Annotated in this window: 19 protein-coding genes; 7 read left to right on the forward strand and 12 right to left on the reverse strand. The window is 39.3% G+C overall.

Annotated elements, in window-relative coordinates:
- Window positions 1–16: 16 nt before the first annotated feature.
- On the forward strand, window positions 17–1,453 hold the full coding sequence (pyk, locus tag EHQ62_RS16215) for a pyruvate kinase (protein ID WP_135644966.1): 1,437 nt from the start codon (window positions 17–19) through the stop codon (window positions 1,451–1,453).
- On the opposite strand, the gene EHQ62_RS16220 is transcribed toward pyk, so the two are convergent.
- The 7 genes from EHQ62_RS16220 to EHQ62_RS16250 all read right to left on the reverse strand — a co-directional run bounded on the left by EHQ62_RS16220 (window position 1,446) and on the right by EHQ62_RS16250 (window position 7,932).
- The gene (locus EHQ62_RS16220) at window positions 1,446–2,690 is read right to left on the reverse strand and encodes a BaiN/RdsA family NAD(P)/FAD-dependent oxidoreductase (protein WP_135644753.1); all 1,245 of its coding nucleotides are present in this window, start codon (window positions 2,688–2,690) and stop codon (window positions 1,446–1,448) included. The genes pyk and EHQ62_RS16220 overlap by 8 nt on opposite strands.
- 3 nt (window positions 2,691–2,693) lie before the next feature.
- Entirely contained in the window at window positions 2,694–3,116 is a 423-nt protein-coding gene (locus EHQ62_RS16225; protein WP_135644755.1) for a VOC family protein, read from the reverse strand.
- A gap of 15 nt (window positions 3,117–3,131) precedes the next feature.
- Complete coding sequence (locus tag EHQ62_RS16230; protein ID WP_135644757.1) at window positions 3,132–4,316, reverse strand: sterol desaturase family protein; 1,185 nt, start codon at window positions 4,314–4,316, stop codon at window positions 3,132–3,134.
- Between the two features lie 166 nt (window positions 4,317–4,482).
- Complete coding sequence (locus EHQ62_RS16235) at window positions 4,483–5,094, reverse strand: ABC-type transport auxiliary lipoprotein, LBF_0736 family (protein ID WP_135644758.1); 612 nt, start codon at window positions 5,092–5,094, stop codon at window positions 4,483–4,485.
- A gap of 5 nt (window positions 5,095–5,099) precedes the next feature.
- Window positions 5,100–6,047, reverse strand: coding sequence for an MlaD family protein (locus EHQ62_RS16240; protein ID WP_135644760.1), 948 nt, complete (start codon window positions 6,045–6,047; stop codon window positions 5,100–5,102).
- A complete protein-coding gene (locus tag EHQ62_RS16245) occupies window positions 6,044–6,811 on the reverse strand; it encodes an ABC transporter ATP-binding protein (RefSeq protein WP_135644762.1) in 768 nt (255 codons plus the stop codon). The genes EHQ62_RS16240 and EHQ62_RS16245 overlap by 4 nt, the downstream gene beginning before the upstream one ends.
- The gene (locus EHQ62_RS16250) at window positions 6,808–7,932 is read right to left on the reverse strand and encodes an MlaE family ABC transporter permease (RefSeq protein ID WP_135644764.1); all 1,125 of its coding nucleotides are present in this window, start codon (window positions 7,930–7,932) and stop codon (window positions 6,808–6,810) included. The genes EHQ62_RS16245 and EHQ62_RS16250 overlap by 4 nt, the downstream gene beginning before the upstream one ends.
- Before the next feature lie 89 nt (window positions 7,933–8,021).
- On the opposite strand from EHQ62_RS16250, the gene EHQ62_RS16255 reads away from it, so the two are divergent.
- The 6 genes from EHQ62_RS16255 (at window position 8,022) to fliE (ending at window position 12,092) form a co-directional block, all read left to right on the forward strand.
- Window positions 8,022–9,110 (forward strand): helix-turn-helix domain-containing protein, encoded by a 1,089-nt coding sequence (locus EHQ62_RS16255; protein ID WP_135644767.1) that lies wholly within the window; start codon window positions 8,022–8,024, stop codon window positions 9,108–9,110.
- Between the two features lie 113 nt (window positions 9,111–9,223).
- Window positions 9,224–10,078, forward strand: a complete 855-nt coding sequence (locus EHQ62_RS16260; protein ID WP_135644769.1) for a sterol desaturase family protein — start codon at window positions 9,224–9,226, stop codon at window positions 10,076–10,078.
- Window positions 10,079–10,154: 76 nt separating this feature from the next.
- Window positions 10,155–10,616 (forward strand): hypothetical protein, encoded by a 462-nt coding sequence (locus EHQ62_RS16265; protein WP_135644771.1) that lies wholly within the window; start codon window positions 10,155–10,157, stop codon window positions 10,614–10,616.
- 93 nt (window positions 10,617–10,709) lie between these two features.
- Window positions 10,710–11,141, forward strand: coding sequence for a flagellar basal body rod protein FlgB (gene flgB, locus EHQ62_RS16270; protein ID WP_015676362.1), 432 nt, complete (start codon window positions 10,710–10,712; stop codon window positions 11,139–11,141).
- A 10-nt stretch (window positions 11,142–11,151) separates the two neighbouring features.
- Window positions 11,152–11,613, forward strand: coding sequence for a flagellar basal body rod protein FlgC (flgC, locus tag EHQ62_RS16275; protein WP_012387770.1), 462 nt, complete (start codon window positions 11,152–11,154; stop codon window positions 11,611–11,613).
- Between the two features lie 113 nt (window positions 11,614–11,726).
- On the forward strand, window positions 11,727–12,092 hold the full coding sequence (gene fliE, locus EHQ62_RS16280; protein WP_135644773.1) for a flagellar hook-basal body complex protein FliE: 366 nt from the start codon (window positions 11,727–11,729) through the stop codon (window positions 12,090–12,092).
- A gap of 37 nt (window positions 12,093–12,129) precedes the next feature.
- Here the strand turns inward: fliE and EHQ62_RS18760 are convergent, their stop codons facing one another.
- From EHQ62_RS18760 to EHQ62_RS16305, 5 genes are all read right to left on the reverse strand, one after another.
- Window positions 12,130–12,609, reverse strand: a complete 480-nt coding sequence (locus EHQ62_RS18760) for a DUF4430 domain-containing protein (RefSeq protein WP_244241816.1) — start codon at window positions 12,607–12,609, stop codon at window positions 12,130–12,132.
- A gap of 10 nt (window positions 12,610–12,619) precedes the next feature.
- Window positions 12,620–13,552, reverse strand: a complete 933-nt coding sequence (locus EHQ62_RS16290) for an MBL fold metallo-hydrolase (RefSeq protein WP_135644775.1) — start codon at window positions 13,550–13,552, stop codon at window positions 12,620–12,622.
- A 110-nt stretch (window positions 13,553–13,662) separates the two neighbouring features.
- Window positions 13,663–15,267: a glycerol-3-phosphate dehydrogenase/oxidase gene (locus tag EHQ62_RS16295; RefSeq protein ID WP_135644777.1), complete on the reverse strand. Its 1,605-nt coding sequence runs from the start codon at window positions 15,265–15,267 to the stop codon at window positions 13,663–13,665.
- Entirely contained in the window at window positions 15,264–16,115 is an 852-nt protein-coding gene (locus EHQ62_RS16300; RefSeq protein ID WP_135644779.1) for an aminoglycoside phosphotransferase family protein, read from the reverse strand. Before EHQ62_RS16300 ends, EHQ62_RS16295 begins: the two co-directional genes overlap by 4 nt.
- Window positions 16,116–16,129: 14 nt before the next feature.
- Window positions 16,130–17,728 (reverse strand): xylulokinase, encoded by a 1,599-nt coding sequence (locus EHQ62_RS16305; protein WP_135644969.1) that lies wholly within the window; start codon window positions 17,726–17,728, stop codon window positions 16,130–16,132.
- Window positions 17,729–17,732 lie beyond the last annotated feature (4 nt).

Below are 17,732 nucleotides of genomic sequence, written 5' to 3' on the forward strand. Positions count from 1 at the left end.
GCCAAGGTTAGGGTCTATGCCGGAAGACGATAAAATCCCAAAAAAACGCACAAAAATTATCTGTACCATTGGACCTGCTTCAGCAAACCGCGAAACCATTCTCAACTTGATTTATGCAGGTATGGACCTGGCCCGTATGAATTTTTCTCATTCCACTCATGATTACCATAAAGAAATCTTTGAGTTACTCAGAGAATGTGAACAGGAATCGGGCAAATCCATTGGGATATTGGCAGATTTACAAGGGCCAAAGATACGTACGGGTAAACTTGGGTCTGGCCCCATCGAATTGAAATCGGGTGACCAAATCGCCATCAACAATAAAGGCGATTTTTTGGGGGACAAAAATGAGATCGGTTGCACCTACCAATACATTTTAAATGATATCGACGTTGGGCATAAAATTCTTATCGATGATGGGAAACTTGCTTTTGTTGTAAAATCCAAAACAAAAGACCGAGCCATTTTGGAGACGGTGATTGGTGGAGTATTAAAAGACAATAAAGGGATCAATTTACCAGGGACTCCCATTTCAGCACCTGCCCTCTCGGAAAAAGACATAGAAGACTTACAATTTGCACTCTCACTTGGTGTTGACTATATTGCATTATCGTTTGTTAGACGAGCAAGTGATTTAGAAATGGCGCGCCAATTCATGAAAGATAGTTATGCTGGCCTCATTGCAAAGATAGAACGACCTGAAGCCATTCAAAACATAGAAGAAATCATCGATCATTGTGATGGAATTATGATTGCAAGGGGAGACCTTGGAGTAGAACTCGATACACAATATGTCCCAATCATCCAAAAAGAAATGATCACAAAACTAAACCAACGCGGAAAACCAGTGATTACCGCCACACAAATGTTAGAGACCATGATCGACAACCCACGTCCAACAAGGGCTGAGGCAAGTGATGTGGCAAATGCGGTTATGGATGGAACAGATGCAGTGATGTTGTCAGGCGAAACAGCTTCTGGTAAATACCCAGTGGAAACTGTCAAAACGATGACAAGTATCATCCAAGCGGCCGAGGAATCAGAAATATACTTATCTCATTTGCGAAGTATGGACCGATCCGAATTTGAAGTGGAACGAACTGCTCTCGGTAGTGCCGCAGAATCAATTTCCCGTTCCATTCATGCGAAAGCGATTATCAATTTCACTCGTTCAGGTTATTCATCACTTTTATCATCTGAATTTCGTCCCTTAAATCCGATTTATTCTTTCACTCCTTTTTTAGGAACCGCAAGGAAGATGCAATTGTTTTGGGGGGTGGAATCTTATGTGATGCCGATGATGGATAAGTTTCCCGATATGATTGCGTTTATGAGTAAAACACTTAAATCAGAAGGAAAATTAAAATCTGGCGATACAGTTGTGATTTTATCTGGGGCACCAGGTTCTGTTGCACAAACAGTGGATTTTATCCAAATCCACAAAATCAAGTAAGATAGTTTTTTCGAATTCCTTGGGCGGCGATCACACTTGTCGTCCAGGCATTTTGAAAATTAAACCCACCTGTAATTCCATCTACATCAATCACTTCTCCAACAAAGTACATTCCGGGGCAAATTTTACTTTCCATGGTTTGGAATTGGATTTCCTTTCGACTCACACCACCAGCGGTTACAAACTCATCCTTAAATACACCTTTTGCTACCATTTGTATTTTTTTTTGCGTTAGGTTTAAGGATAAATTGCGAATTTCAGATTTGCTTAAATCGGAATAACGTTTGTTATCTGGAATATTTGATTCCTTTAGTATCCAATCAAAAAAACGCGAAGGCAGTTTCCATTCGGGATTTGCGGATAGTTTTTCTTTGGGAGAAACTTCTTTTTTTTTCCAATAGGTTTCTTCCACGATTTGTGTGGTTTCACCACAAACCCAGTTGATTGATAATTCAACTTTGTAATTGGCTTCAAACAAGGTTCGTGCTTCCCAAGCAGAAAGTCTTAATGCAGCTGGCCCACTCAATCCCCAGTGGGTGATGAGGATTGGACCTTTTTGTGGTTTGCCCTTTGGTAAAATTTTGATCTCTGCATTGGGAATGACAAGTCCTGTTAATTCCATCAAATCGGTATTTTCTAAAGTGAGCGTGAATAACGAAGGCACCGGATCTACGATGGTATGATTCAGTTTTTCCAATATACTCCAAATTTTTCGGTTAGAACCAGTTGCCATCACAACGATATCAAAAAATTCTTCTTTACCGCCCTCCCATAATAAACGAAACTTTGCAATTTGATTTTCTAGTTGGTAAATTCCGACTAACCCTTGTTCAAAGTGAATCGGGATTTTATACTTTTGGAGTTCATTCAAAAAACAATTGATGATCGTTTCGGATTTATCTGTTGAGGGGAACATGCGACCATCGGCTTCTGCTTTGAGAGCCACACCTCTTTTGGCAAACCATTCGATTGTGTCCTTCGGTTGGAAACGTTCAAAGGCCCAACGCAATTCTTTTTGGCCACGGGGATACTTTTCTGATAGAAGATCTGGTTCAAATAATTGATGAGTGACATTACATCTGCCACCACCAGAGACACGAAGTTTTGCTAACGGTTCTTTAGATCTTTCGAATATTTGAATGGATGCCTTTCCTTCCAAATGTTCAAATATCTGTAGAGCAACAAAGCAACCTGAGGCACCAGCCCCAATGACTGCAATTTTGGGTTTAGGTCCCAAGTTTTACCACTCTCCAGAATTTGGCATGGAAACCCATGGTTCTTTTGGTGGTAAGGGATTCCCTTTTTGTAATAACTCAATGGAAATTAAATCAGGTGACCTAACAAAAGCCATACGACCATCCCTGGGAGGTCTGTTGATCACAACACCCATCGATTGAAGTTTTTCACAAAATTCATATATATGATCCACTTCATAAGCAAGATGGCCAAAATTCCTACCGACAGAATAAGGTTCTGCCTGCTCCCAGTTATAAGTAAGTTCGATTTCAGAAGCACTCTCTTCTCCTGTGTTTAAAAACACGAGGGTGTATTTTCCTTCAGGGTAATCTTTCCTACGTGAGATTTTTAATCCCAGCCCATCCACAAAAAAATGAAGGGAATTCTCCAAATTTTGAACTCGGATCATCGTATGTAAATATTTCATATATTTAACTTTCTATTATCTAAAAAAATAAACAATCAGAAATACCCAAGAGAAATACTTGGGAACTTCGACGGTTAACCATTGTTTTTTTCCTTCAAGCAACTTGCCTAAAGAATAAAAGGAAAATACAAGTAATACAAATACAGAGCAGACCTCTAAAAGACTAAACAAATGCATTCGTTTTAAAAAGTACAAAGTAAGTATGGTAGGAATTGCAAATTGAAATCCTAAGTACACCCGGTAGATGGTTTGTCCTGAAGGGATTCGAAAAACAGAATTATATACCTTATGTGTGAGTTCCAATTTGTGGTGTGACAACCAAACCTTGGGATCTCTTACCCCGCGGTCGATAGACATTTGTAAATCATCTGGCCGAACAGAAGGGTATGAAAAAAACGAAACAACACCTTGCCATTTGTATTTCGTTTGGATCAAATCCGAAAACAAATCTTTTAACACATGTACATTTGCATTGATTGGATCATAATTGTGCAGTTGGGTGGTGAGTCCATAACGAGGTTCAAATGTTTCCTCACAATATGTGCCAAAAAGTTTATCCCAAACAATGAAAACTCCACCATAGTTTTTATCAATGTATTCGGGATTCATCGCATGGTGCACTCTATGGTGAGACGGCGTGACAAATATTGCTTCAAACCAATTAGGAAGTTTTTTGATTGTACGGGTATGAACCCAAAATTGATACGTTCGGTTGAGTGCATCAATGATGAGATAGGATTCAACTGGGAAACCTAGGAGTGCGAGAGGCAAATAAAACATACCAATCCCAATGTTACGAATGAAAGATTGCCGTAGCGCAACAGACAAATTAAACTCTTCACTTGAATGGTGGACCACATGTGAGGCCCAAAGGATTTTGATTTCATGGCTATACCGGTGTGCCAGGTAAAACAAAAAATCCAAAAGCACAAACAATACGATCCAATGTAAAAAGGAATTTGTCCCAAGAAAAACTTTACTAAGTCCCTCGACACCGATTGATAAAGCGTATAATTTCGAATAAATAAATACAATTCCAAGTAAAATGATACCATCGAATATGCGACTGAGAACACCCAAACTCAAATCAGCAAGTGTGTCTTCGTAAAAGTAAAAATCTTTTTTTGTATACCGAGTGTAGACAATCTCGATGAGCATCAATATAAAATAAAATGGAACGATGGTTTCGATCAGTCTCATATGTTACCTTAAGGATTTTTATCGATGAAAGGATTAAGGAAAGCAAGTATCTTTCCTAGGATTCAATTGAGAAATATAATTTTAAATTGGAGATTGGCCCAGTGGCTAAGTGTTCAGAACTTGTTCGTTTTTGGAAGCCTACTTTAAACAATAACGAACAAGTTTGTTATTTCAATTGTTTACTCAATTCGAGATTCATTTCAGATAAAGTTTTACTCAAACCAGAGTTCCAACCAATCACAAGAGATTCTGCATCCTTTTTTTCAATAGTGGTGTATTCTTTGTATGTTTTCCGAAACACAGGAGCAGAAATACTATCCTTATCTTCATACACAACAACTTCAAATTCGATGACAGCCTTTGGTTCTTTGGAACGAAAGTCACCGTACAATTGAGAAAGGTTTAATTCGATAAAATGGGTGATACTAACTCTGGTATGAAGGTTTGCATCCCATTCAAAATTCCCGGAACGGAGCAGTGATTTCGAAAATTCCTCTTTGAAATTATGAGCAGGTGGAATGAAAAACCCATTATAAAAATCGGATTCATACACCACATTGTCTTTACGGTAAACAAACTCTTTTCCTTCAAACCTCGGAGAAATGAATACTTTTCTCACAAGAAATGTTCTGGGCTTGGGAGAGACAAACAATGGTTTGGTTTCAGTTGTTTCCATAAGAAAAAATCTTTTTTCAGGAAAGGTTTTGGTGACTCCAAAACATTGGGTAAACAACATACTCGTCGCGATAAACAATAAAATTCGAATTGATATTTTCATTTAAATCATTTCCAAAGTTTAGACTTGTTTGGTGCATCTCCAAACAGGAACTGTGAAGGGTATTTTTTTGCATTGGCAGTAACTTCCTTTAAGTCTTCCGAAGCAATGCGTAAATTTTCAATGGAAGTGGAAATATCTCCTTGGTTCGAAGCCAGTAGGGTATCCAACCGTTTTAAAGTTGTTTGTAACTGTGTGACAGATTGGTCTAGTTTTTTAGGAAGGTTTTGTGTTTCGGGACTTGCAATCAGAGATTTTACTTCTCCATTTGTTTTCCGAAGGTCCACCAATAAAGATGTGGCTTCCCTAGACAAATCTCCCAATCGCGCATCTAAAATGGTTTGGTTTAAATTTTTGATGAGATCTCCCACACCTAACAATATTTTATCGACGTCTGCTTTTTCTACCTTGTCAAAAAACTTATCAACTGAAGCAGTAAACCTTGAGATCGTACTTGGAGCAGAAGGAATATATACAGTTTTTGGTTCCCATTCTATTGAGAGAGGTGGATTTTTTTCAGGATTTAGATAATCCACTTCTAAATATGCAGTTCCAGTCAAACCTTGTGAAGCAAGGCGTACCCTGAGCCCACTTTGGATCATCCTTTGGACTGTTTTTTTCAAATCATTCCCGTAAACACCTTTCACAAAATCAGGAACCGACATTTTAATGAGAACATACCTTCCATAACGAAGGGCAGTATCATCGTTTAATTTCTCTGCATACTCATTTTGCACAAAGGTGATCTCTTGGACCGTTCCTACTTTTACACCTCGGTGTTTGACGGGAGATCCGATATCCAAACCTTGCACGGATTCATCAAAGTATGTTTCTAAACTCACTGACCTTTGGAAAATATTCCCTGCAGTAAATACAATGAGAAATAAAATCAATGTAAAAAAACTAACTAATACAAATACACCAACTTTGAAATAAATTTTATTGGATTGGTTCATAAGGATACTTCCTCCTGTGGGATACGATTGAAAAACTGACGGACAAATGGATCCTTCGACTTCTCTTTTAAATCTTTAGGTTTCCCTTCTGCAATGATCCCTTTTTTGGATTTGTCGAGAACGATGACACGATCTGCCATCGTAAAAACAGAAGGCAATTCATGTGTTACAATAACAAATGTTACACCAAGAGTTCGTGATAACCGAATGATGAGATAATCAAGTTCCACGCTGGTAATCGGATCAAGACCAGCACTTGGTTCGTCCAAAAAAATAATTTCAGGGTCCATTGCCATGGCACGAGCAATGGCTGCCCTTTTTTTCATCCCACCTGATAATTCAGACGGTGTTAGATGCGCAAAAGGGAAAAGACCTACCATTTTTAATTTGGTCATCACAATTTCATTCATAATGGGTAAAGGAAGGTTTGTAAACTCTTCCAACGGTAATCTTACATTTTCTAACAGGGACATAGAACCGAACAAAGCACTTTGTTGGTACATCACACCAATTCGATTCCAAATTCCTACCTTCTGTTTGCCCTCTGCTTGGACAATGTCATCCTCATCGATCCAAATCTTGCCACTAAAGGGTTTCGTTAACCCAATCATATTTTTCAGAACAGTCGATTTTCCACAACCAGAGCCACCGAGAATTCCAAAAATCTCTCCTTTGTAAACATCAAAGGATATATCTTCCATGACAACAGAATGTCCATATCCAGTTGTTAGGTGTTCGACTTTAATGATTGGTTTCTCTTTCATATGCGTAGATAAAAATATAATACAGAAAAAATCCCATCTAAGATGGAGACAAGGATGATGGATCCAACAACTGCCGAAGTTGTAGATTCCCCCACAGCACCTGCGCCAGACGCTGTCTTCAAACCACGATAACATCCAATGGATGCAATGATCATTCCAAAAAAATAAGATTTAAGCAGTCCACCTAATATATCGGAAAGTCCAACAGCAATGTTCACTTGGTTTACGAAGGTAACAAGAGGAAATCCAAAGCTAACAAGGACCACTGCTCCACCAATGAGACCAAACAAATTGAATACAATTGTCAGGAGTGGAGTGACAATAAGGGAAGCCACAAGCCTTGGGATGATGAGAAATTGTACAGGAGGAAGGCCCATAGTTGTGAGTGCATCAATCTCTTCCGAAACTTTCATGGTTCCAAGTTCTGCAGCAAACGCGGATCCCGATCGTCCCGATAAAATAAAAGCGGTCATCAGTGGTCCGAGTTCCCGAAAAAGAGAAAGTCCAACCAAGTTAGCGACAAAGATCTCCGCGCCAAACCTTCGCATCGGAATGGCAGACTGGAAGGACATGATAAGTCCAAGTAAAAACCCAATCATGGCAATGATGGGAAACGCATTCACACCCATGGATTCAGCTACCCGGAAGCTGTCTTTCCATCTGATTTTGGATGGATGTAAAAAAGACCGCCAAAAGGAAACTGTGAGTTCCCCAGTAAAGGTTACTAGGTATTTGAATTCCAATAAGGAATCAATTGTAAGTTTTCCGATTTGTTCTGATTTTCGTAAGGCATCGGCTAACTGCTCTTTGTATTTTTTGCTATCGTCATTCGTGATATTCAATCGATATTGAAACTTTTCGTCTAATCCAAATAAGGTGAACTGGATCTTTCTTGATTCACATTCAAGACGGACTAATTTTAGAAATGAAATTCCGGAACTATCAGCTTCTTTTAAATCATTTGCATGAATCGAAATATTTCTGGGTAAATCTTTTTTTAAGTGATCCAAAAACCGGTTCCAGTCCTTGGAAACTTCCATTGTGTTAAAAACGATGGGTAAGTGGATTTCTAATGTATTCCCCTCCCTCAAAAATGATGATTGCCTTTGGTTTGTTTCCACGTTCCAAACGTAAAACTAATTGGGAAGGAACGCTAGGCAAGTGATTTTATTTTACATTCTAAGGCAATTCTTAAGAGTCTACTATACCGATGTGGAATGCTATTTTATATTTAATTGTGTTTTCTGCTGGATTATCATTTCTCTTCGCTCTAGGCGAATTGATTAGGACGAATGCGAGTCGTCAGGTTTTTGTTCAGGGACTATTATTTTTATTTGTAGCGTTTTTCCAAACCCATACCTATCTCACGTCTACGGAACTCTACCAGTATTTTCCACATTTGTATTTGGTCCACTTACCGTTTACGGCATGCCTAGGACTGCTTCTCAAACTATATTTTTCTGAACTTTGGAATGAAAACCCAAACAAAAATCGATTTTCGTTTTGGGAATTTGTACCTGCGATCATCGTAATTGTCCTTATGTTTCCGTTTTATATTTCTACTGCGGAAGAGAAAATTGCCATCCACAACTCCTATTTAGAAAAAGGTGTCCCCCTTCTTTTCCAATTCATTATCTTAATAGCAGTCCTTCCGATTTTTTATGCGACATACTATGTTTTTTCCCATATGGTTCGCTATGTGCGTTGGGAGGCAATTAAAAAGTCAGCTCACCTTCGTTTGGTGGGACTCGTCGTCGGAATTGGTGCTTTCGCAAGTGCAATTGGTGTATATACTTTATTTTTCCACCAGAAACATGGGCTGCAAATCGTATCCTTTTTCGTTGCATGTCTTGTGATTGGAATTTACCTATTACGCCAAAAAAGCCCAGAATTATGGGGTGAAGTGCAAAGGATTGTCATCGAAGAAAAAAAATACCAAACGTCACAATTGGGTTCTTTTGATTTGGAAACCCTGCACATTCGTTTGAAAACGCTGATGGAATCAAAAAAAGTTTATTTGGATGATACGATCAATTTAGAAAAATTGGCCAATCAAATGCAATTGTCCGAACACCAACTCTCTGAATTCCTCAATTTGCATTTGAAAAAAAGTTTTTTCCATTTGGTAAACCACTACCGCATCAAGGATGCAAAGGATCTCATCAAAAACCATCCTGAAAAAAATATTTTAACCATTGCCTATGAGGTTGGATTTCCATCCAAATCTACTTTCTACGATGCTTTTAAAAGAGAACTAGGTCAAAGCCCGAGCGATTACCGAAAGAATTCCAAAAAATAAAAACGAACGGACCGATTCGGAACTTTTTTTCATTCCGAATTGACCGAGTCGGTCGATCGCGGGGAAAAAGGAAGTTATGATGGTGGGAGTCTAAGATAGACCAGGAGATGAATATGTTTGGTGGTCCGGTACAATGTGAATTGGTTCTCGATTGTGTAACCAAAATTGGTTTTGCCCAAGGTGTTTTGAATTTGTTACGTTATTATCCCATTGCGGGATTTGCATTCCTTTTATTCTATGTTTGGCGAAAGGATTATTTTGAAACCTACCGCATCCAAAAACTTTACCCAAAAGCAGAAAAGGTTTGGAAGGAATTTCGCCAATCAGCTGTTACATTACTCGTATTCACACTTGTAGCTGTCACTAACATCACCTTAATGAAAGCAAAAATTTTCCCGAGTGCCGTTTACTTTGGACCTGTTTCTGGAGTATGGGAGATCAGTTATCTTTTTATTAGTTTTGCGTTATTTACCATTTGGCATGAAACTTGGTTCTATTGGATGCATAGGTTTGCTCATTTAAAAAAAGTTTACCCACATGTGCACTCCGAACACCACCAATCAGTGAATCCCTCTCCACTGGCCGCCTATCGGTTCCAAGCAACGGAAGCTTTTTTAGAAGCGATTTACATTGTTCCGTTTGTGATATTTGTACCCGTTCATTTTTATGTCGTCCTATTTCAAACATTCTATGCGATGATCCTCAATATCTGGTGGCACCTTGGATATGAATTTTTTCCGAAAGGTTGGGCAACCCATCCCATTTCAAAATGGATCAACACATCCACACACCACAACCTCCACCACCAAAAATTCCATGGGAACTATTCCTTGTATTTTAATGTTTGGGACCGCTTGATGGGAACAAACTTCCCGAATTACGAAGAGTATTATGAACAAGTTGTAAGCGAACGAGATAAAAAACTCAAAGAAAAAGAAGTGAAACATTCAAATGTTTTAGTGGCTTAACATGATCATAAGAAAGGTTTACTAAAACCATAATTTAGAATGACAATTTTTTGAATCGATCCATACTGCAAAGATTATGTGGTTATGGATCATTCTCATCGTTGTCATTGTTCTCATTCTGATTTATTTTACGTTTGGATTCTACTTACAAACGTCGATTCCCTTGGTGGAAGGATCGTTAGTCGATGTGGATGAGAACCTAACAAAATTGATCGCAAAAAATGATTATGATTCATTTCTCGTCATTCAAATTTCCCACGATGATGAATTTGTCCAATTTAAGTATTCGGAAGAAGATGGTTTACTCATCGATTTTCCTTTGGTAACGGATAACCAAAAGGCAAAAACCAACCAAATTTTATCATTTTGCAAACGTGAGGCTTTAGAATATGAGTTTCTCAACGATGAAGAAGACCAACAAATCGATATCTTCCCCAAAGGGAATCAGGACCAACTCGTCCAAATTGTAAAGTCCATTCTAACCGAGATTTTTGGAGTGTCTGAAGGGACAAAGGTCTATTTCCAACTCCAGTTGTAGCCATTCCCCTCCTATTTTTTTCAGTTTTGCGACATAAATGCCTTCAGGAGGAAGGAAAACCGTCCGAAAGGGAGTGTAGAGAGGAAAAGAAATATGTTTGAAGCAACACATTTCATGAAAACTCAAGACCTATTGGAACGAGGCCTTGGCGCAGCCACACAAAGACGGAAAGTGATCACCGACAATATTGCCAATGCGGACGTCCCCAATTTCAAACGTTCTGAAGTTGTTTTCGAATCCATGTTAAAACGTGCGATTGAATCGGAAAAAATTGAGAAGGAAAAAGCAGTTCCAACAAAAATCACAAACGATCGTCATATTGAATTTTTTAAACCCCTCGACTACCGTGATGCCAAACCGAAAACCAATTTGGATTATTTAACCACAATGAGACCAGATGGAAACAACGTGGACATTGAAAAGGAAGTGGTAGAAGCAAACCAAAACCAAATGAGTTATAGCTTGATGATTGATCGTCTGAACCAGAATAACCGGCTCCTCAACATTGTCATGAGAACCAACTAAGGAGTAATGTATGGGTATGTTTGATTCGATTAATATTTCAGCGACTGGGCTTTCTGCCCAAAGACTCCGTATGGATGTTATCTCCAATAACATTGCCAATTCAACCACAACAAGAAATACCAATGGAGATGGCCCGTTTCGACGTGACCGCGTTATCCTCACACCGATTAACCTTAGAACCCAATGGAAAAGTCCTGTGTATCCTTTTGGTGTGGCTCCAGGCGAAGGCAAAGGGGTCAAAGTGATGAAGATCGAAAAGGATATGAGCCCTCTTCGTTTGACTTATGACCCAACCCACCCCGATGCCATCCAAACGGGTCCGAAAAAAGGGTATGTCGAACTTCCGAATATCAACATTGTCACAGAGATGACAGATATGATCTCCGCATCACGCTCCTACGAAGCCAATGTGCAACTCATCAATGGTTCGAAAGCGATGATGAACAAAGCCATGGAAATCGGTCGGGCTTAAAAAACCTGGCCATTCGCTACCATTTTCACTGTTTCTACCTGTTTTTCTTATGTGACATAATTTTTTACTTTAGATTTTTTAGATCTGACCGATGATTGGAAGGAGGATTCACTATGTCCATTGATCGCATCACAAACCTATCATCTTCCACATACAAACCACATTCTTTATTGCCACAAGGGGACAAAGTGGGCATCCTTCGCACGAATGAGCGCCACTACGGCAAAACGAATGAAGCCAAATCCCCTGATGAAGTGGCTGGCACATTTGCAGATGCATTAAAAAAAGCATTTGAACAAGTGAATGACCAACAAGTGGAAGCAGATGAACTCACACAAAAAATCGTTTTTGATCCAAACTCAGTGGAACTGCACGATGTGATGATCGCTGCAGAAAAAGCGAGGATCTCACTTACCTTTGCTAAAACCATGTCAGATGGATTTGTAAGAGCTTACAGAGAACTCACAACCTTAAGATAATCGTATCCACAGTAAAAAAAGTTTGTTGTCTTATCAATCAATTGATAGGACGACCAAACACTCGTTCCACAGCTTCATACTTAATCTGGATTTGGTCAGTGGGACGAACTTTCACACCTCGTTTCATTTGTACTCCGTCCATCTTTTCTCCGTTCACATACACCACCCATCCTTCATTCCAAGTATTTCGCACTCCGTTCACCTCCATGATTTCTTCTGTACGATTGGTGGAAATAAAACGCATAGAAGGATCTTCTTTTTTGGAAAGTTCCGCAAGTAAAAAGAGCAAGTCCTTCGTTTCAAAGAGTCCTGATGGAAACAATTTGGTTTCTTCATACTCACGGGAGAGGAATTGGATTTGGATTTCTGGTGGTTTTGTTTGCTTTGCGTTAGGAGTCGATTTGCAACGAACCAAAAGAAGAATGCAGGTTACTAAAACGAGACAAGTTAGGGATTTGTAAGTCTTTTGCATTTGGTTACGATTTGACTTTCGTTTGGAAACTGAAATCGGACTCATCTGGTGGGATTTAAGAATGTTTATCCGATTTTTCAAACGCATATACCAAACCTTGTGCATTCAAATTCACATCTAAATGTAAGAGAGACCAATCTTTTTCTGTGAGAGATACTTGGTTCTCTTCGGCTAAAAATTGGATCATTGCTTTTACTTTTGTTTCCATAAATGGAAGTCGATTTTCTTTTGGAATGTTTTTTAATTCCGTCATGGCATCTTGACAAAGTCCCAATCCTTTTTTTAAATCCCGAGCAGAGTGACTTAAGTTTTCAACAGGTCCAAAATGGGTCAAATAACATACATCAGCTCCTGTACCCAAGATCAAATCGATCGAGTGAATGGCTTCTTTTGCATCAAAATCCGTAGGAGTGGTCGTTGGAAAAATAAATGATTTTCCATTTTCAAGATGTGGGTAAGAGATTCCAAAAGAATCACCCGTAAACACTCCATTCAATTTTTTGTCATAAATACAAAAGTGATGATTCGCATGCCCCTTTGTATAAATGAATTCAAAACTATGGCCCCTCCAATCCAAAAACTCACCATGTTCCATGACACGAACTCTTTCCTTCGGAATGGGTTTGATTTCCCCATACAATTTATGGAAATTCTCTTTTCCATAAACAGAAGTTGCACTTTTGATGAGAAGGCTTGGATCCATCAAATGTTTGGCAGTTTTGGGATGGGCAAGTAAAACTGCATTTGGGCATTTTTCCAGTAAATGCCAAGCACCACCTGCATGGTCTAGGTGGACATGTGTGACAATGACATAATCAAGACGATTAACATCGATTTGCTGATTTTCCATAACGGAAAGGATTTTAGGAATGGCATATGTGGTATTTGTCTCAATGACAATCCCATGCCCTTCCTCTTCGATGAGATAAGCAGAGGCAACATTCTTTAGGTCAGCGTATTCCGTATCAATGGTGAAAAAAGATCCCATACCATACTGTAAATACAGGAAATCCCTTTGTCAGCATAAATTCTCATTTCGGATTTTGAAAGGAATGCTAGCCAATGATTGAAAAATGGTAAAATGGGAATCCCCTTCGCTTAGATTGGTAATTCTAAAATCTTTTGGATTTTTTTTGTTTCCGATTCCCGTTCCTCTTCCGACCAGTTCCACTCCCGCCCTGCGGTTTGGATGATTAAGTCCATTTTCTCTTTAGGAAGGATGCCAAGGGTTCCGAGCCCTGTCCTTCTTAAGAAGATATCTGACAAAGTTTTAGCCATTTCGAAACGGATGGCATACACCACTTCTGCCAGGATCTCTCCGTCAGCAGTGAGGACAGTCCCCCAGTCTGGATTTTCCTCTACCAAAGAAAGGATGGTTTCGTACTCCAATCCATAATGGCGGACAAGGTAATCCATTGTGATTTCCGAAAATGTTTTGTGTTTCCCTTTTGTTTTGGTGATAAAATCTTCTATCTCTACGATATGACTTCCAAATAAATGTTGTTTTGCGGAAATACTGGACTTATATTTTTGTTTTAGTTTTTTCTGAATGGATTTAAAAATTGTGTCAGCAAAATGCCTGCTAGTTGTGTACTTTCCTCCAGCAGCTGTAATCAGTCCTTTGATGCCATCCTTTTCATGGTCATACAATTCAGACCTTCGGGAAGCAGAGTATGTATCATCACTCGACTCCGTGAGTGGCCTTAGTCCGCCATAGGCTGCAATTACGTCTTCTTTTTTCAGTTTGTTTTTTAAGTGGGAAGTTTCATTGATATAATCAATAAACTCTAAGATACTTTCTTTCGAAAGTTTCCAATCTTCCACCTTACCAAAGTAAGACTTTTCTGTTGGCCCGATCATGGAATGACCACGCCAAGGAGCAAAACTAAAATGTCCCTTGTCTCCTACAAACAGTGTCATGATGGGAGTGACTTGTTTTGTGATGAGATAAATCCCCTCTGATCTTTTTTTGGGAAATGCCATTTCTGTTTTTTTAGATTTTGCTAGGACATCTTGTGTCCATGGACCGGAAGCATTGATTGTGACTTTTGAATGGATTTGAAATTCTTTATTGGTGAAGGTATCGGTCACTACGATTCCCTTCACAGTATCTCCGTCCCATAATAACTCTTTCACTTCCGTATAATTGGATAACTTTGCCCCATACAAAACTGCCGATTTTAAAAAACTAAGGGTTAACCTTTCAGGACTTAGACAAATGGCATCGTAAAAATAAGCTGCATCTTCATAATCACCTAAGTTTTCTTTCATAAGTTTTTTACGTTTCAGATAACGATGGTTTGGAATTTTTTTGGATTTGTCCCAAGTCCATCCTTTATCAAAGGATAAAAGATCATAGACAAACAAACCAAGCCTCGCTATGAAACCAGGTTTTGGAAGGACCATAGGATACGGATAAACTAAGTTAGGTGCGATATTCGATAAATTCCTTCTCTCTTTTAATGCTTCTCTTACAAGACCAATCTCAAATTGTTTTAAGTAACGAAGCCCTCCATGGATGAGTTTTCCTGTGGCAGCAGAAGTTGCCCCACCGAAGTCTTTTTTTTCGACTAGGCAAACGGAACACCCACGACTTGCCACTTCATATGCAAGTGCCGCCCCCGTAATCCCACCTCCAATGATGGTCACATCAAAGGATTCTCCTTGGAAATTTTCAATGAATCGTTCTAATTTTAAACTCAAGTGGACTGCTCTCCATTTTCTAACCAAACTTCGATTTGTTTTTTCAAATTCTCCCTTTCACTTTCAATGTTCCAAAGCCCAAGACGTAAAATCAAAGAAGAAAGCCTCCATTGTTTGAGAGAAGAATCAGTGATGCCACTTTGGAGTTGGTAAGCCTTCAAATACCCATGTAAGATAAACTTTCGAACCAAAGTGTAAAATAGAATCTTTAATTTAGGTGTGCCTGGCCATAACTCTGCGTCGGTAAATAGTAGTTTGGTAAAAGAAACATCAGCACATGGATTCCCTTTAGCAGCGGTCATCCAATCGATAATGATCCGATCTTTTCCCTGAATGATGACATTCTCTGGATGAAAATCCAAATGAAGGACGGAATCTCCATCGGGTAAATTTTGTATATAGGATTTGATTGTCTCTTTTTGAGATGGAGATAAAAATTCCAAAGATTTTGCCGCCAAACACTCGTTTAATATCAGTTTGATATCCTTTAATTTTTGGCTTTTTGTCTGGTGCATCCTAAAATGTAAGTTTGCAAGGGTATCGGCTATGCGAAAGAGTTCTATTGGGTTTTTGTCAGGTAATTTTGTTAACGAAATTCCCTGTAACCGATCAAAAATCAATCCATACCTTTTCCCAACTTTTGCCTTGCCATAACATTGCATCCCTGTCACATGCAAACGAAACACTTCTAAGGTGTTTTCATATTCCGTATCCACTTCCGCTTTCTTTGTTTGGGCAAAAAACAATTTGAGAATTTGGTTGTTTGGTAACAAATACAAATCCGCAGACCGACCAATGGCAAAAGGAACACCTAAAGATTCTTTGGTTAATTCAGTGTATGATTCCATTTCTTTTCTCTCGTTTATGAATTTAAGATAACAAAGTGTTTTTTGTTGGATGTGTATAGATTCTTAAATACAAAAAAGTTTTTATCATATACTGGTTTCAGACTCGGATTCGGAGTCCAAGTTTTATCAACAGGAATCATTTGTTTGATGTCCTCGTACGATTTGATTTTCCCAAGGCCCAATGCGACGATCGCAGCAGCACCAATCGCACCGACGTTTTCTGGGTGTTCCACCCTTTCGATGGTTATCCCAGTAATGTCAGCTAACATTTGGCAGATGAAATTCGATCTGGCAACTCCACCAACAAATCGAATGGGGTTGGAAGTTTTGACCTTTCCATTCGACAATTCCAATATCCATCGTTTATGGAATAAAATCCCTTCAATCACAGCGCGTATCAACACACGTTTTCCTGTATTTAAGCTGATATTAAAAAAGATCCCTCGAGCCTTTGGGTCTTCAAAGGGACAACGATTCCCATGCAACCAAGGTGTAAAGATCACACCTTGGGAACCAGGTTCTGTGTCTTTGATGGAATCAAACATAAACTCAAATAAACTTTCGTAAACGGCATCAGGACTATCGGTGATTTTCTTTTTTTCTAAGTACAAATCTATTTCATCCAGTGCCAAATGGTCCTTCACCCATTGTAAACATTTCCCTGATGTTTCTTGTTCTCCAAAATAATTATAATACCCAGCCCTTGCTCCCACAATCGATGCAATCCTTGCATGGATATCGACGGTTCTTTTTTTTGTCACGGTTCCGATCCATCCAGATGTCCCCGCATAAATATGAGTATCACCTTCTGAAACTGCACCAGCTCCCACACCGATGAGTGAAGCATCTCCTCCACCACCAAACACAGGAGTACCAACCAAAAGGCCTAAAAAATCGGCAGCTTCCTTGGTCAAACCACCAACTTTATCTTCTGCATCGATGATCTTCGGTAAATGTTCTCGTTTAACTCCAAATAGTTTGCAGAGGAGTGGACTCCAATTCCCTTTTCCTTGTCGCGAATTGTATAAGAATGTAGCAAAGGCAGAATCCCTTGTCATCACTGCTTTGTTAGTTGCACGGGCGATTAGATATTCCTTCACATCGAACCACCATCTCACCTTACAAAAGTTATCTGGTTCATTTGTTTCCACCCATTTGTATTTCCAAATGGGATCTTTTACACTCGCTGCCACGGCTCCTGTGATCCAAAGAGATACCAAAAGTTTGATGGCATTGATGCCTTCAATTTTCAGTCCATGTAAGATCCCTTTTTTCATTTCCAAACTGGCCCTTTGGTCCATGTAACTCATGGCATTCCGAACCGGCCGAAACGTTTCATCTACAAGGACAAGCCCTTGCATCTGAGAACAAAAGGAAATCCCTTTAATCTCTTCCTTTTGGATCCCACTTTCACCTAATACGTCTTTTGTGGTGGATTGCATCGCCATCCACCAATCTTCGGGGTTTTGTTCAGCTCCCCCATTCGGCAAAAGTTGGATGGGGTATTCCTTCGTCGCAGAAGAAACAAGCTCCAAGGTAGGATCCATTCGGAAAAGGCAGGTTTTGACCCCCGTTGTGCCGATATCATAGGCTAAAATGCAATCGTTCTCCATGGAT

Source organism: Leptospira jelokensis (assembly GCF_004769635.1).
In the GTDB taxonomy this organism is placed as follows: domain Bacteria; phylum Spirochaetota; class Leptospiria; order Leptospirales; family Leptospiraceae; genus Leptospira_A; species Leptospira_A jelokensis.

What these genes read in the sequence shown, in the direction of transcription:
- EHQ62_RS16305 (WP_135644969.1), bottom strand. Translation starts at nt 17,728, where the DNA reads ATGGAGAACGATTGCATTTTAGCCTATGATATCGGCACAACGGGGGTC.
- EHQ62_RS16255 (WP_135644767.1), top strand. Translation starts at nt 8,022, where the DNA reads ATGTGGAATGCTATTTTATATTTAATTGTGTTTTCTGCTGGATTATCA.
- EHQ62_RS16300 (WP_135644779.1), bottom strand. Translation starts at nt 16,115, where the DNA reads ATGGAATCATACACTGAATTAACCAAAGAATCTTTAGGTGTTCCTTTT.
- EHQ62_RS16260 (WP_135644769.1), top strand. Translation starts at nt 9,224, where the DNA reads ATGTTTGGTGGTCCGGTACAATGTGAATTGGTTCTCGATTGTGTAACC.
- EHQ62_RS18760 (WP_244241816.1), bottom strand. Translation starts at nt 12,609, where the DNA reads ATGAGTCCGATTTCAGTTTCCAAACGAAAGTCAAATCGTAACCAAATG.
- pyk (WP_135644966.1), top strand. Translation starts at nt 17, where the DNA reads ATGCCGGAAGACGATAAAATCCCAAAAAAACGCACAAAAATTATCTGT.
- EHQ62_RS16265 (WP_135644771.1), top strand. Translation starts at nt 10,155, where the DNA reads ATGTGGTTATGGATCATTCTCATCGTTGTCATTGTTCTCATTCTGATT.
- EHQ62_RS16245 (WP_135644762.1), bottom strand. Translation starts at nt 6,811, where the DNA reads ATGAAAGAGAAACCAATCATTAAAGTCGAACACCTAACAACTGGATAT.
- EHQ62_RS16230 (WP_135644757.1), bottom strand. Translation starts at nt 4,316, where the DNA reads ATGAGACTGATCGAAACCATCGTTCCATTTTATTTTATATTGATGCTC.
- flgB (WP_015676362.1), top strand. Translation starts at nt 10,710, where the DNA reads ATGTTTGAAGCAACACATTTCATGAAAACTCAAGACCTATTGGAACGA.
- EHQ62_RS16290 (WP_135644775.1), bottom strand. Translation starts at nt 13,552, where the DNA reads ATGGGATCTTTTTTCACCATTGATACGGAATACGCTGACCTAAAGAAT.
- EHQ62_RS16225 (WP_135644755.1), bottom strand. Translation starts at nt 3,116, where the DNA reads ATGAAATATTTACATACGATGATCCGAGTTCAAAATTTGGAGAATTCC.
- EHQ62_RS16240 (WP_135644760.1), bottom strand. Translation starts at nt 6,047, where the DNA reads ATGAACCAATCCAATAAAATTTATTTCAAAGTTGGTGTATTTGTATTA.
- EHQ62_RS16235 (WP_135644758.1), bottom strand. Translation starts at nt 5,094, where the DNA reads ATGAAAATATCAATTCGAATTTTATTGTTTATCGCGACGAGTATGTTG.
- flgC (WP_012387770.1), top strand. Translation starts at nt 11,152, where the DNA reads ATGGGTATGTTTGATTCGATTAATATTTCAGCGACTGGGCTTTCTGCC.
- fliE (WP_135644773.1), top strand. Translation starts at nt 11,727, where the DNA reads ATGTCCATTGATCGCATCACAAACCTATCATCTTCCACATACAAACCA.